The 14,148-nt window shown below is 53.8% G+C and carries 16 protein-coding genes, 1 pseudogene and 1 riboswitch; of the genes and pseudogenes, 12 read left to right on the top strand and 5 right to left on the bottom strand.

What is annotated here, in order from left to right; all coding sequences use genetic code 11:
* Positions 1-63 precede the first annotated feature (63 nt).
* From CV945_RS10690 to CV945_RS10655, 8 genes are all read left to right on the top strand, one after another.
* On the top strand, positions 64-288 hold the full coding sequence (locus CV945_RS10690; protein WP_033013939.1) for a DUF1128 domain-containing protein: 225 nt from the start codon (positions 64-66) through the stop codon (positions 286-288).
* 127 nt (positions 289-415) lie between these two features.
* Positions 416-522, top strand: a riboswitch (SAM riboswitch).
* A gap of 121 nt (positions 523-643) precedes the next feature.
* On the top strand, positions 644-1,351 hold the full coding sequence (locus tag CV945_RS10685) for a phosphoadenylyl-sulfate reductase (protein WP_033009598.1): 708 nt from the start codon (positions 644-646) through the stop codon (positions 1,349-1,351).
* Positions 1,352-1,366: 15 nt separating this feature from the next.
* Complete coding sequence (locus CV945_RS10680) at positions 1,367-2,440, top strand: sulfate permease (RefSeq protein WP_055358377.1); 1,074 nt, start codon at positions 1,367-1,369, stop codon at positions 2,438-2,440.
* A gap of 31 nt (positions 2,441-2,471) precedes the next feature.
* Entirely contained in the window at positions 2,472-3,632 is a 1,161-nt protein-coding gene (gene sat, locus CV945_RS10675) for a sulfate adenylyltransferase (RefSeq protein WP_033009578.1), read from the top strand.
* A 12-nt stretch (positions 3,633-3,644) separates the two neighbouring features.
* The gene (gene cysC / locus CV945_RS10670) at positions 3,645-4,256 is read left to right on the top strand and encodes an adenylyl-sulfate kinase (protein ID WP_047817773.1); all 612 of its coding nucleotides are present in this window, start codon (positions 3,645-3,647) and stop codon (positions 4,254-4,256) included.
* Positions 4,257-4,672: 416 nt separating this feature from the next.
* Positions 4,673-5,449, top strand: a complete 777-nt coding sequence (gene cobA / locus CV945_RS10665) for a uroporphyrinogen-III C-methyltransferase (protein ID WP_100659735.1) — start codon at positions 4,673-4,675, stop codon at positions 5,447-5,449.
* Between the two features lie 10 nt (positions 5,450-5,459).
* Positions 5,460-6,206, top strand: a complete 747-nt coding sequence (locus CV945_RS10660) for a sirohydrochlorin chelatase (protein ID WP_100659734.1) — start codon at positions 5,460-5,462, stop codon at positions 6,204-6,206.
* Between the two features lie 70 nt (positions 6,207-6,276).
* Positions 6,277-6,561 (top strand): acylphosphatase, encoded by a 285-nt coding sequence (locus tag CV945_RS10655; RefSeq protein WP_100659750.1) that lies wholly within the window; start codon positions 6,277-6,279, stop codon positions 6,559-6,561.
* A gap of 99 nt (positions 6,562-6,660) precedes the next feature.
* On the opposite strand, the gene CV945_RS10650 is transcribed toward CV945_RS10655, so the two are convergent.
* Positions 6,661-7,431 (bottom strand): arginase family protein, encoded by a 771-nt coding sequence (locus tag CV945_RS10650; protein ID WP_100659733.1) that lies wholly within the window; start codon positions 7,429-7,431, stop codon positions 6,661-6,663.
* Positions 7,432-7,594: 163 nt separating this feature from the next.
* On the opposite strand from CV945_RS10650, the gene CV945_RS10645 reads away from it, so the two are divergent.
* Both CV945_RS10645 and bshB2 read left to right on the top strand, forming a co-directional pair.
* Entirely contained in the window at positions 7,595-7,942 is a 348-nt protein-coding gene (locus tag CV945_RS10645) for a YojF family protein (protein ID WP_025949074.1), read from the top strand.
* Between the two features lie 13 nt (positions 7,943-7,955).
* Positions 7,956-8,609 (top strand): bacillithiol biosynthesis deacetylase BshB2, encoded by a 654-nt coding sequence (gene bshB2, locus CV945_RS10640; protein ID WP_033009572.1) that lies wholly within the window; start codon positions 7,956-7,958, stop codon positions 8,607-8,609.
* 160 nt (positions 8,610-8,769) lie between these two features.
* Here the strand turns inward: bshB2 and CV945_RS10635 are convergent, their stop codons facing one another.
* From CV945_RS10635 to CV945_RS10620, 4 genes and pseudogenes are all read right to left on the bottom strand, one after another.
* A complete protein-coding gene (locus CV945_RS10635) occupies positions 8,770-9,411 on the bottom strand; it encodes a precorrin-2 dehydrogenase/sirohydrochlorin ferrochelatase family protein (RefSeq protein ID WP_100659732.1) in 642 nt (213 codons plus the stop codon).
* A gap of 150 nt (positions 9,412-9,561) precedes the next feature.
* Positions 9,562-9,774: pseudogene (locus CV945_RS10630) on the bottom strand (PX domain-containing protein); the annotation flags it as partial.
* Positions 9,775-9,783: 9 nt separating this feature from the next.
* A complete protein-coding gene (locus CV945_RS10625) occupies positions 9,784-10,155 on the bottom strand; it encodes a DnaJ family domain-containing protein (RefSeq protein WP_063211824.1) in 372 nt (123 codons plus the stop codon).
* Between the two features lies 1 nt (position 10,156).
* The gene (locus CV945_RS10620; RefSeq protein WP_100659731.1) at positions 10,157-11,809 is read right to left on the bottom strand and encodes a PAS domain S-box protein; all 1,653 of its coding nucleotides are present in this window, start codon (positions 11,807-11,809) and stop codon (positions 10,157-10,159) included.
* Between the two features lie 437 nt (positions 11,810-12,246).
* Between CV945_RS10620 and CV945_RS10615 the strand changes: the two genes are divergently transcribed.
* Together CV945_RS10615 and mreBH are read left to right on the top strand one after the other, a co-directional pair.
* Positions 12,247-12,699 carry a C40 family peptidase gene (locus CV945_RS10615; protein WP_100659730.1) on the top strand — a complete coding sequence of 151 codons (453 nt, stop codon included), beginning with the start codon at positions 12,247-12,249 and terminating at the stop codon, positions 12,697-12,699.
* Between the two features lie 329 nt (positions 12,700-13,028).
* Complete coding sequence (gene mreBH / locus CV945_RS10610; RefSeq protein ID WP_095858853.1) at positions 13,029-14,036, top strand: rod-share determining protein MreBH; 1,008 nt, start codon at positions 13,029-13,031, stop codon at positions 14,034-14,036.
* Positions 14,037-14,148: the final 112 nt, after the last annotated feature.

Here is a 14,148-nt window from a genome sequence, read left to right as displayed (position 1 = left end):
CTCCCCTTTTTCACCGCCGGTGTGGTACAATACATGATAACCTGCCACGAAAGGAGCGAAACCATGGATTTATCGAAACCGTCCGCAGAAAACGTCGAATATATCGTTGAACAGCTGAAGAAAAAATTAAAAGTGCTCAATTTTGATGCGATTAAGCCGGCCCATTTTTCCGAGGCATGGTATGACGAACTGAAAGACATTTACGACATGGTCATGAAGCGTGAAACGTTCAGTCCAAGCGAAATACAGGCCATTGTTGAGGAGCTCGGAAGCCTGCGCAAGCGGTAATCCTCTCCTTCCGTCACCGGATGGAAGCATCGCGAAGCTGCCTATGTATATAAAAAATTCCTATCGAAAAACTAGGATTGACATTAGCGCCAATTGTGTTAAAATTTTAATCAATATAAATTACATACGCTTATCAAGAGCGGGGGAGGGACTGGCCCGATGAACTCCGGCAACCTGCCGCGTTTGGCAAGGTGCTAATTCCAGCAAAATGGGATCCATTTTGGAAGATAAGGCGTCCCTCGTTCTTCCGCTCTTTCCGAAATGGAAGGGGCGTTTTTATCGCCAGGCTGCCCGTTGCCGGATGAATATCCGACTAATTATGTTGATTTTCTTTGTTTTTAAGGAGGGGGAAACGATGCTCACATATGACCAATGGGAAACGGCCGAAAAACCGTCTTTTCCGTCCGATGATGAAACGAAAGGGGCGTTGGCTGTCCTTGCTTGGGCGTACCGCGAATACGGCGATGACATTGTCTATGCGTGCAGTTTCGGCATTGAAGGGATTGTGCTCATTGATTTGATTTCCCAAGTCAAGCCGGATGCGGAAATCGTCTTTTTGGATACAGGGCTGCATTTCCAAGAGACGTACGACACGATCGCGAACGTACAGGAAAAATACCCGTCGCTCCGCATCGTGATGAAACAGCCGCACTTGACGCTGGAGGAGCAGGCTGCACAGTTCGGCGATGAACTATGGAAACGCGATCCGAACAAATGCTGTGAGTTGCGCAAAGTCATTCCGCTGCGGGAAGTCTTGACCGGCGTCACCGCCTGGATTTCCGGCTTGCGCCGCGAACAGTCGCCGACGCGGCGCCATGTCGAGTACATCAATAAAGACGACAAATTCCGCTCCATTAAAGTGTGCCCGCTCATTCATTGGACGTGGAAAGACGTTTGGAATTACGTATATAAACACGGTCTTCCGTACAACGTGCTCCATGACCGGGGCTACCCGAGCATCGGCTGCGCCCCTTGCACAGCGCCGGCATCGGATCCGAACGATTTGCGCTCCGGGCGCTGGGCCGGCCAGGGGAAAACGGAGTGCGGGCTCCATCTCACATAAGGGGAGAACAACGATATGCTCCTTGCCATTGCCTTTATTGTGTCCTTTTTCTTCGCCATGAACATCGGGGCGAGCGGCGCGGCCGCCTCGATGGGTGTCGCGTACGGGTCGGGCGCCATTCCGAAAAAGTCGATGGCCCTCCTTCTTTGCGGCATCGGCGTGTTTCTCGGCAGCCTCGGCGGCGGAGAAGTAGTGAAAACGATCGGGTCGGGCATTATTCCGTCTTCGATCCTCACCGTCAAAATCGTCGTCATCATTTTAACGGCGGCGGCCATTTCACTTTTTGCGGCGAACATCATGGGCATTCCGCTCTCGACGAGCGAGATCACCGTCGGATCAGTCGTCGGCGTTGGCATCGCCTATCAGGCGTTGTACTTTCATAAGCTGCTGTTTATCGTGTCGGTATGGATCGTGATCCCGATCGTCGCCTTTTCGTTTACGCTGGCTGTCGGCAAATGGTTTTTGGCGCTCAAGCGAAAATATCCGCAGCTTGAACAAGGGCGCTGGCAAAAAACATTCATGGCCTTGCTCGTTGTCACCGGCTTTCTCGAGGCGTTTTCCGCCGGCATGAACAATGTGGCCAATGCCGTCGGGCCGCTCGTCGGCGCCGGGCTGATGGCGGTCGGGCCGGCAACTATCTTCGGCGGCTTGTTTGTCGCTGCCGGCGCCCTGTTGCTTGGGCATCGCGTGTTAGAAACAAACGGAAAGAAAATTACAAACTTCTCCCCGTTTGAAGGAAGCGCCATTTCCGGCACGGGAGCCGTGCTCGTCATCATTTCGTCGCTGTTTGGTTTGCCTGTTCCGCTTACGCAGATTACGACATCGGCGATCATCGGCATCGGCACGGCGAAAAGCGGGATGTCGATTTGGCAAAAGCGGATTGTCGTGCAACTGTTGAAAGTGTGGTTTGTTTCGCCAATATTTTCCCTTGTCATTTCGTACAGCCTTGTGAAACTGTTGCTTGACAGCGATGTTTACACGGTGATTGCCATCTTCAGCGTCTGCCTGGCGACGCTTGGCGTCATCAGCTTAAAAAAAACAGTCGCCGAAGAAGAGCGTTCGCTTCATGAACATGGCGGCGGCATTTAATGAACATCTATCAATCTAGGAGGTTATGAACATGAGTTTGAGCATTCCGCATGGCGGCACATTGATCAACCGTTGGAATCCGGATTACCCAATCGATGAAGCAACGAAAACGATCGAGCTGTCCAAAGCCGAACTAAGCGACCTTGAGCTGATCGGCACAGGCGCCTACAGCCCGCTCACCGGGTTTTTAACGAAAGCCGATTACGATGCGGTCGTAGAAACGATGCGCCTCGCTGATGGCACTGTCTGGAGCATTCCGATCACGCTGGCGGTGACGGAAGAAAAAGCGAGTGAACTCGCTGTCGGCGACAAAGCGAAACTCGTTTATGGCGGCGACGTCTACGGCGTCATTGAAATCGCCGATATTTACCGCCCGGATAAAACGAAAGAAGCCAAGCTCGTCTATAAAACCGATGAACTCGCTCACCCGGGCGTGCGCAAGCTGTTTGAAAAACCAGATGTGTACGTCGGCGGAGCGGTTACGCTCGTCAAACGGACCGACAAAGGCCAGTTTGCTCCGTTTTATTTCGATCCGGCCGAAACGCGGAAACGATTTGCCGAACTCGGCTGGAATACCGTCGTCGGCTTCCAAACGCGCAACCCGGTTCACCGCGCCCATGAATACATTCAAAAATGCGCGCTTGAAATCGTGGACGGCTTGTTTTTAAACCCGCTCGTCGGCGAAACGAAAGCGGACGATATTCCGGCCGACATCCGGATGGAAAGCTATCAAGTGCTGCTGGAAAACTATTATCCGAAAGACCGCGTTTTCTTGGGCGTCTTCCAAGCTGCGATGCGCTATGCCGGTCCGCGCGAAGCGATTTTCCATGCCATGGTGCGGAAAAACTTCGGCTGCACGCACTTCATCGTCGGCCGCGACCATGCGGGCGTCGGCAACTATTACGGCACGTATGATGCGCAAAAAATCTTCTCGAACTTTACGGCCGAAGAGCTTGGCATTACACCGCTCTTTTTCGAACACAGCTTTTATTGCACGAAATGCGAAGGCATGGCATCGACGAAAACATGCCCGCACGACGCGCAATATCACGTTGTCCTTTCTGGCACGAAAGTCCGTGAAATGTTGCGCAACGGCCAAGTGCCGCCGAGCACATTCAGCCGTCCGGAAGTGGCCGCCGTTTTGATCAAAGGGCTGCAAGAACGCGAAACGGTCACCCCGTCGACACGCTAAAGGAGGAGCGAGATGAGCACGAATATCGTTTGGCATCATACATCGGTGACAAAAGAAGATCGCCGCCAACGCAACGGCCATCATAGCGCCGTCCTTTGGTTCACGGGGCTGTCCGGCTCCGGCAAATCGACGGTGGCGAACGCCGTCTCCAGACGGCTGTTTGAGCTTGGCATTCAAAATTACGTTCTCGATGGCGACAATATCCGCCACGGGCTCAATAAAGACCTCGGCTTTTCCGCCGCCGATCGGACAGAAAACATCCGCCGCATCGGCGAAGTCGCCAAACTGTTTGTCGACAGCGGCCAGTTCGTGTTAACGGCATTCATTTCGCCGTTTGCCGAAGACCGGGCGCTCGTCCGCCGCTTAGTCGAAGAAGACGAGTTTATCGAAATTTACGTCAATTGCCCGCTTGAAGAATGCGAAAAGCGCGATCCGAAAGGGCTGTATCAAAAAGCGCGCCGCGGGGAAATCCGCGAATTCACCGGCATCGATTCGCCGTATGAAGCGCCGGAAGCGCCGGAGCTGACCATCGAAACGCATCGTTATTCGGTGGACGAATGTGTCGAGCAAGTGCTCGCGTATTTGCGGGAGCGCGGATTCATCCCCGCATCGGAAACCCATTAACGATACCGTGTCTCCCACTCGAAAAAAGAGTGGGAGACGATTTTACAAAGTCGTTTTCATGCCACGGCCAGGCCGTTTACAATGAAATTCAACGGAACACGAGTGTTGATTATCCATTACTTTACTTAAAAACACAGAATCATATGGCTGAACACAAGCTTTTCTGCCTCTTCCCACGAACAAGAACGCCGGCGGGCAAATGTCATTTGCCTGCAAAGCGTTCATTGTTCGAGGAGGGCATGCTGTACGCATGCCCAGTCGGCACGGTAAGCGAACTGCTTGCCGACTACGGCAGAAAAGCTAGGAATAGAGCGATATCAACTGGTTTTTAATGGTTAATCAATACGCCCGTCAACGGAACGTTTGCGCTGCTGCCGGCAGCTGACGGGATCACGACAGAAAGGGCTGAAACAACGATGGGGAAAGTATATTTGGTCGGGGCCGGCCCCGGCGATCCGGAACTCATTACCGTCAAAGGGTTGAAATGCATTCAACAAGCCGACGTCATTTTGTACGACCGCCTCATTAATGAAGACTTGCTGGCGTATGCCAAGACAGACGCTGAACTCATTTTTTGCGGCAAGCTGCCCGGCTACCATGCTATGCAGCAGGAAACGATCAACCGTTCACTCGTTCTGCATGCAAAAAAAGGAAAAACAGTTGTCCGTTTAAAAGGCGGCGATCCGTTTGTGTTCGGGCGCGGCGGTGAAGAGGCGGAAGCGCTCGTTCAGCACGGGATCGAGTTTGAGATCGTCCCTGGCGTCACATCGGCCATCGCGGCGGCCGCTTACGCCGGTATTCCTGTCACCCATCGCGAGTTCAGCTCCAGCGTCGCCTTTGTCACGGGGCATCGCCGCGACGGAACCCGCGAAGACATTAAGTGGGAAAGCCTCGCCAAAGGCATTGATACGATCGCCATTTACATGGGCGTCCACAATTTGCCATACATTTGCGGCCAGCTGATGAAATACGGCAAGGCGCCGGATACGCCGACAGCGATCATTCAGTGGGGAACGACCCCCATCCAGCGCACGGTCACCGGCACGCTGGCGACAATCGCCGCTATTGCCGCCAAAGAACGCATCGAAAATCCAAGCATGGTCATCATCGGGGATGTCGTCCGGCTGCGCGCCAACATTCAATGGTTTGAGCGGTTGCTGTCATCATCGGCAGCCGCCGGCGCCACCTCGTGAGGCAATGGCGATGGAAGCCATTTTGTACGTCAGCCACGGCAGCCGGGTTCCGGCTGCGCGCCGAGAAGCAGCCCGCTTCGTTGAACAATGCAAGGCGGCCATCGACATCCCGATTCAAGAACTGTGCTTCGTTGAGCTGGCTGAGCCGGATATTGCGATCGGCGTTGACCGTTGCGCCGCCCAAGGGGCAACCCGTGTGATCGTCATCCCATTGCTGCTTCTATCCGCCGGACATGCCAAACAGGACATTCCGGCTGCGCTTAAAGCAGCGAAACAGCGCCATCCGTCTTTGGAGATCGTCTGCGGAGCGCCGTTTGGCGTCCACGATGCAATGATTGACATCATCATCGACCGCATCGGCGAGCAGCCGGCGCCGCTTGATCATGAATCAATGGTTCTGCTGATTGGCCGAGGCAGCAGCGACCCGGATACGAAGCGCGACATCGCCGCCATCGCCCGGCGCTTGCAAGAAAAAACGAGCGTGCCGCACGTTGACGTTTGTTTTCTCGCCGCCATCCGCCCGACGCTTGACGAAGGGTTCAAGCGGGCGCAGGCATCCATATACCGGCGCGTCTTTATCGTGCCGTATTTGCTGTTTACCGGCGTTTTAATGAAAACAGTCGAACGGAAGCTGCAAGCGATGCCTGTTTCCGATCAACAGTGGCATTTATGCTCATACTTAGGGTATCATCCGCGGCTTGTAACGCTCATTCAACAACAGGTGCAGGCGCTGTCGGCAGCGAAAAAAGGAGCTTGAGCAGACAAGCTCCTTTTTTCATGGTATGATGGAAGCGAAGCGACCGCAGCGAAGGAGGGCTTCAATCATGATGAAACGGGTTCATGTCATGGTCGAAGGGCGCGTGCAAGGCGTCGGGTTTCGCTATTTCGTCCAACACGAAGCGCTCAAACGCCAGCTGACCGGCTGGGTGAAAAACAACGATGACGGGACGGTGGAAATGGAAGCCCAAGGGCATGAAAGCGCGCTCCAACTGTTTTTGGATACGATTGAAGCCGACACGATGTTTGCCAAAGTTTCCCGCATGCACGTTGAGCCGCGCCCCGTCCGCCCTGACGAAACTAAGTTCCGCATTGTGTACGGAAGCGGCATTTGACTGTTGCACCGCTTGGATCTATTCCCAGCGCAGACGTTGTCCGTCTGCCGCCAAGCGCTCTTTCCACCAATGAAAAAGCGGGATCACCATCCGTCCTGCTTAAGCCGGCCGCAAATGCGGCGCCGCATATTGAAAACACGTCTCCAAAATGGCCGTATTCGCACGCTCATTTTTTTGCTGCGCTTCACGGCAAAACGGATGGAATACATCGACAGCCGCTTGCGGGTACTCCCCGCATATGTCCACGCCGAGCACTTTTTTATAGAATAGCAGAAGGCGCAAACAAGCGAGCAGCCGGGAAAGCGGCATCATCCCCTGATCCCAGTTCGTCACGGCGTCTTCGCGGCGCAGCGCATCTTTATCAATGCTGATATAGACGCTCCCGGTCGGAATAGCGTCCAAAAGCGCCGTCGGCCATTCATCGTGATCATCGAAAGGAAGAACTGTAATCTTTGGAGATAAACGAAGATGGCTTGGAGAACATGACGGACCAACAATGATGACTTTTTGCAGCTGCGGATGTCCGAGTGCGTAAGCGACCCACGAGCCGCATGAAATGAGGCGGTCGCTCCCCCCTTCGGCATCGGTATGATGGTCAAACAAGACGAGCGTAAACGGCTCTTTCATCTCCTTTATGAGCAAATAGCTTACATAATGGAAGTTGCCGTTCCCGATTAAAACCGCTCCGCGCATCCGCCGACGGCACAGCCGCCGTTCGATTTCGGCGAGAGCCTCCCCGCTGCAATACAAATTCGTCTCCGGCACATCCGACAGATCGATCCATTCGTGCGGAAAGCGGAACAATCGCTTTTGCGGCCGGTAAGTGCCGTCAAAATTGAGCATCGTGACACCATTGCCTTGAAACCCCATTTCTCCTCACCCTTCCTTTCGCTGAATCGTTGTTCAACGCCTCTCAGGTGCGGATGAGTCCAAGCTGTGTCCGTTCTTCATTATACAATGAAAGACGAAATATTTCCGTTCCTATGCCTTGGTCATGTACAATAATAGAAAACAGCTAAAGGAGGGACCCCGCGTGCAGCCGATTGACGCCGCCGCTGTTCAAGAGGCGTTGGATCGCTTCGCCAATCGCGACGTATACATCCATTTGGAAACGACGAACGGGGCGTACGCCTCTCATCATAACGAACGATTCTTTTCCGCCGGCGCTTACATCCGCAACGCCCGCATCCGCTTCACCCGCGGCAAAATCACCGGCCCGGGTCCGTACCGCGTCGGGCTGAAGCTTCAAATCGGCTGGGTGTACGCCGAAGGGCTGACCCATTGGGAATGGACGAACGAAGGACAATTGTTGTTGGCCGGACACGATTACGAAGGGAAACTGGCTGTCGCTCTTGAGCTGAGCGACACGCCGTTCGCATAAGGAGGGGCTTGCGATGAAGGAACGACACGTACTTGTTGTGTTTCCCCACCCGGATGATGAGGCGTTTGGCGTTTCGGGCACCATCGCCCAGCATGTGCAAAGCGGCACACCGGTGACGTACGCCTGCCTGACCCTTGGGGAAATGGGGCGAAACATGGGCGTGCCCCCGTTTGCCAACCGCGAAACGCTTCCGCTCATCCGCAAGCAGGAGCTGGAAGAAGCGTGCCGCGTTCTCGGCATTCGCGATTTGCGCCTGCTCGGGTATCGCGACAAAACGGTCGAATTTGAGGATGAAAACGAACTCGCTGACCGGATTGCCGCCATCGTGGCAGAAACAAACCCGTCGCTCGTCATCACGTTTTACCCCGGCTACAGCGTTCACCCTGACCACGATGCATGCGGCGCTGCAGTCATCAGCGCCTTGACGCGCTGGCCGAAAGAAGAACGGCCGACCGTCCATTGTGTGGCGTTTGCGAAAAACTGTGAACAAGATCTTGGCCAGCCAGACGTCATCCGCGATGTCAGCCCGGTGATCGAGACGAAGCTGGCCGCCATCCGCGCCCACCGTTCGCAAACCGAAGGGCTGATGCAGGCAGCCTCCAAACGCGGCGATGCGCTTGCCTGGCTCAAAACGGAGCGGTTTTGGACGTACCGTTGGGATGATTGACCTGCCTAACCCGCCTTGAACAAGGTGTCCATCCCGATGAGGACACCTTGTTTCCGCGTTCACCGAAACCCCGCCGAGCCGCTGAACCAGCTATCAACTTCCGTTGTACAACTAAAAAACGGCCGGTCAGTGAACGCATCGACAATATACATCGGAATGTTTATAGCTCTTTCCCTCTTTCCCCGTTTCGTTCTTTTTCGTTCACCAATAGCTGGGCCAACTCTTCATCCCATCGGCCCCGCTGCCGGAAAGACTCAGCAGCGAGCGCCCGAAACAGCCGCTTTCGTGCGGCATCGTCCGCCACCTCACGCAAAATGATATCGCGGGCCTTCTGCAAAAACTGAAGATACAGCTCATACTCTTCACCATACTTCTCCTCAAGCTCGCGGCGGATGCGGCGGGCAAGCGCCGGACTTGCCCCCCCGGTCGACACGGCAATGGTGAGCGGACCGCGGCGGATGACAGCGGGAACGTGAAAATCACACCGTTTCGGGTCATCCACGACATTTACGAGTTGGCCGGGCGCTGCTGCTTGCGCCACCGCTTCGTTCACATTCCGGTCGTTTGTCGCCGCAATGACAAGAAACGCTCCTGCCAAGTCGTCTTCAGCGAACGTTTTCTTACGCCAAACGATCTCTCCTTTGGCCGCGAGCGCTTCAATGTCCGGCACCGCCTCCGGGGCGATTACCACAACGTCCGCTTCTGCTTCGAGCAAACCGTAAACTTTCCGCGCCGCCACCTTCCCGCCGCCAACGACGACCGCGCGGCGGCCGCGCACATGAAGAACAATCGGATACCCCACGGCGCAACCCTCCATTCCGGCATCCATCAGGCAGACTGAGTCGGTTTCTGCGCACAAACAGGCGCAATCTTCCCCGACCGCCTGCCTTGGCTGACAACAAAAAGTAAAAAAAGAAGCCGTGCATCGAACACGGCCTTTTTCTTCATTATATCATCCTTGTTTCACTTCTTGAAGCCATTTCGCCAACCGTTCATTTTTCTTTTTCATATGCTCAAGCCATTGCGGGAGCAGTTTTTTCATGGCCTCCTGATCATTGTTCTCCATCGCTTGCCTCGTTTGTTCATGAAGCTGATGAAGCTGTTGTTTTTCTTCTTTCGTCATCCACCGTTTCATTTTATGCAACTGTTTCAGCTCTTGTTTGAAAAAAAACGTTTAGCGAAATTTCTCTTCAATACGCCGCCCATAGTCGCGCAGCGCCTTCGAGTTTGCCGGTTGCCGTTTTTTCATCAGTTCGGCAAAACGAAGCTGTTTTTCCGTCCATTTTTTCGTAAGTTCCTGCTTTTTCTCGTCATCCTCGCAGCAACGAAGCAAGTCCTCGAGCGTCAAAAGCTCTTTGCGCAACTCCGCTTCTTCCCTCACATAGCCGGCGTTTTTCAGCAACAAATACCCGAGCCGCAGCTCCTCTGGAATGCGGGAAAGGTCTTCAATCTCAAGCGGTTTGCCGAAGCCGGGCAAGTTGTCAAACTCGCCGTTTTTCATCGCCTCGCGAATTTTCTCCTCGGCGATGCGCCAAAATCCGTCCATTTCACGTCAACTCCTGCGCCCGCCGCCTCGCATGCTGCTCTTTCAAAAAGCGAACAAACTCATCATACGGAAGCGGTGGGGAAAAGTAGTAGCCTTGCGCCTCATCGCACCGTTTTCCTTGCAAATAGGCCGCTTCGGTCTCCGTTTCGACCCCTTCGGCCAACACTTTGACACCTATATTATGCCCGAGGCGGATGATCGCCGGCAAGATGACATCTTTTTTTCCTTGAAGCACAGCGATAAATTCATTTCCGCTCCAACGTCCAACCATAATCCCTTTCTGCTCTCGCCAAAGGCGGGCCAGATGGAGCAAGACCTCGTCTCCAACAGCATAGCCGTAAAAATCGTTGATCGTCTTAATGCCGCTCACTTCCAAAAACATGACAGCCGCTTCTTGGCCATTCCGTTTGGCGCCGGCGAGGCATTGTTCGATCTGTTTATACATCGCTTCTTTGTTCGGGAGACCGGTCAGTTCATCATGGCTGGCAAAGTATTGCAGCCGCCTTTCGTTTTGCTTCTGCTCGGTCAAGTCGCGGACAGCAGCAACCATCACGTTTTGCCCTTCGTAATCGTAACGGCGCTGCAACACTTCCGCCGGAAACACCGTTCCATCCTTTCGGCGCAGTTCGATTTCAAACCGCTTGCGCTCCCCATCCGAGCGGACTTCTGTCATCGACCCTTGAACTACAAGATCATCTACAGGCAAATGAACCAATTCACTTTCTGTATAACCAAGCAAGCGGCACGCCGCCTCGTTGACTTCGATAATTTTGCCGCCCGCGTAGACGATCAAGCCTTCCGTCGTCATTTCCGCCAACCGCCGCAGCCGATGTTCGCTGGCCGCGAGCATTTTTCTGTACGCGGCAAACGCCTTCTGCTCCATGCGCTGATGGAGCGCCAGCAAGTATATCGCCGCCCCGATCCAAAACAGCATCGCCATCGCCCACATCGCCTTTTGCCGCTCCTTTTGCAGCCGGAGATCGTACACGGCCGCATCGTAATCAATGCCCACAACGGCATCGATGGATCCATCGGCGGCGCGAATCGGCATGAAGGCGCTGATGCTTCTTCCCCACTCATCGCGAGTCGGAGCCTTCTCCATCACAAATTGCCTCTGAAATGCCTGCTCTATTTCCGGAAGGTGATGGCGGTACACCGTCCCCGGCGGCACCGGCTGCTCCTTCGGGCCGTCAATGCGGCCGTTCCGGTTGTAATCAACAGCTGGAGCCACGACGAAATACACCTCGCCGCGCTCATTTTTCTTCATCGTGTATACACTCAAAAGGCGGCCGTGGCTTTGCCAGCGCTCAAGCGCCTGAAGCGCGGATGGATACACCGGAGAGGAAGCAGCCTTTTCATCGAGCCGGTCATGGCCTATGGCGGCCAAATCGCCGGCGATCATGCCGGCGATTTGGTTGGCAGCTTCTTCATATTCACGATGTTCATGCTGTTCCGCATAGCGGATGTATGCGATGCCTGCGCCGAGAAAAAGCAAGGCGAACAACGCAAAGGAGGCGACAAGCTTCGGCGCGAACCGCCACGGCGACAGCGTCCGATGCCGCTTCGCCATCCAATGGCCGTACACATAAACAGCCACAGCGGTCGTGAGAAGCCCTGCCACATATAAGATATATTCCGGTTTATTCGACATCATTCATCACCGTCATAGCTTTTTCGATGCTCTTCTTTCATTATAAAGTCGGTGTTCCCTGCTCGCTTCCCTCCGCCGTTCCTATTCATTCGACAGCATCCGACATGAACCAACCGCCTATAGGACTGAAGTATTAGAAGAAGCGTGCCACCGTCGACTTACATGCAAACGCTTTTCATAAAACGATAGGATTGGATTGCTACAAACCTTTAGGACTAGATGCTTTACATCCAGTAGAGCGCCCACCGCATTCTATCAAAATGACTTGTTATGAAGGAAAACAGAATCGAACAATCGGAAAATCTTTATTGCAACTTATATATTTGTAATCACACTGTAACATTATTTAATTCAACTGTAAAAAACAAGACTGTTTTCCTCTGTTATACTGTAATCAAACAACGTCGAATGGAAAATGATTTTGTCGGGGGTTCGGGAAAATGAAAAAATGGCTCACTCTTGTTTCTGTAGCATTCATCGTTCTTTTTTCCTGCTTCTTTGTAAACACTTCCAGTTCTGACGCAGCCGCCAACAAGACGAGGCTGATCGCCGAGGCCAAAAAACTGGTCGGCACTCCGTATCGGTATGGCGGCACAACGCCAAAAGGATTTGACTGCTCCGGATTTGTTTACTATACCCATAAAAAAGTCGGCGTCACGTTGCCGCGCGCGTCCAAAGAAATGTATAAAAAAGGAAAATACGTACATAAATCGAAATTGCAGCCAGGGGATTTGGTGTTTTTTGACACTTCGAAACAGACAAAAGGCGTCTCCCACGTTGCCATCTATATTGGGAACAATCAAGTTATTCATGCCGTTTCCCGCGGTGTCAAAATCGACAGCTTAAACAGCAGCTATTGGAAAACAAGATATGTCGGAGCCAAGCGTCTGTAGCGGTTCATTGCAAAAGCTCTCTGTCATATTAAGCGCGCTTAATAGGCAGGGGGTTTTTATTATGCCAAAAAAGCGGCCCTCCGAAACCGGAGGGCCCAATATATATTCATAGGGGATCGGGGGAATACTTGGAAACGTTACGCTATTATTCATTTCCTCCCTTTTCGTCTTTTATACATGAAAACAAAAAAATTTTTTATGATCCCCAGCCGCAACGGCTGCCCCCTCCCGTTTCGACAATATGGACATAAAGCCGCGGCTCTTGTCGAATGGTATAGATGATGATGGGTTGTCCGTTCATCGATTTTTGACAAAGGCAGGTGTTTCCGTTGTTCGCTTCCTCACAGCTGGGCGTTGATTTAGGGACGATGAATGTCAGGCTGTTCAGCCAGACGAAAGGGCTTCTGTTTGACGAACCAGCAACAGTCGCCTATAACCGCCAGGCGGACAAGCTTATGGCAATCGGCCAAAAGGCAAAACAAATGATCGGCAAGACTCCGCCCCATGTTGAAGTGACGTATCCATTGCGAAACGGCGTGATCGCTGATTTTGACCGCGCCAAGGCGCTGTTGCAGCAAGTCTTCAAACAGTCGGGCAAACAGTTCGGCCTCGCTTTCAAAAAACCAGACATCGTCATGAGCGTCCCATTCCACGCCACCTCCGTCGAGCGCCGCTCTTTTTACGAAATCGCCAAACATTGCGGAGCAAAGCATATTCATTTTATTGAGGAACCCGTCGCAGCCGCCATTGGCGCGGATTTGCCGGTCGGCGAGCCGGTCGCGAATGTCGTCGTCCATTTAGGGGCCGGCAAAACGGAAGCGGCGATCATCTCGTTTGGCGGCGTCGTCGCCTGCCGCTCGCTTCGCATCGGCGGCAATCGGCTTGACGAAGATATTAGGCAATACGTCCGCCAGCGCTACAACATGTTAATCGGGGAACAGACAGCCGAGCACGTCAAACTCGAAATCGGCAGCGCCCCAGGAACGATCGTGGATCAGTCGGTAACGATCCATGGCCGCGATTTTGTCACCGGCTTCCTCAAAGCGGTTTCCTTGGACCCAACCGAAGTGCAAACCGCCCTCAAAGAATCGCTTTGGCAAATTGCCGAAGCCGTTCGCGCTGTTCTTGAAGAATGCCCGGCCGAACTGAGCGGCGACATCATCGACCGCGGCATCGTGCTCACCGGCGGAGGCGCCTTGCTGCATGGCATCGAGCAATGGCTGAGCACGGAACTGCACGTGCCGGTGCATGTCGCGCCCAATCCGGCTGAAGCGGTCGCCATCGGCACGGGGAAGGCGCTCCAGGCGATGCCAAAGCGCCTCGATGCAGCGCTGTAGCTCATTTCCAACTCCCGATCATTGAATCAACTCAAAACCCCCGCGCCATCGCGGGGGTTCTTGTTAGACCAGCTATGGGCATTCCTGGCACGGAGAGGCCGCCCACTGTGGT

It is taken from the genome of Geobacillus sp. Manikaran-105 (assembly GCF_002809955.1).
Taxonomy (GTDB): Bacteria; Bacillota; Bacilli; order Bacillales; family Anoxybacillaceae; genus Geobacillus; species Geobacillus thermophilus.
This window is presented reverse-complemented; position numbering and strand designations above follow the sequence as displayed.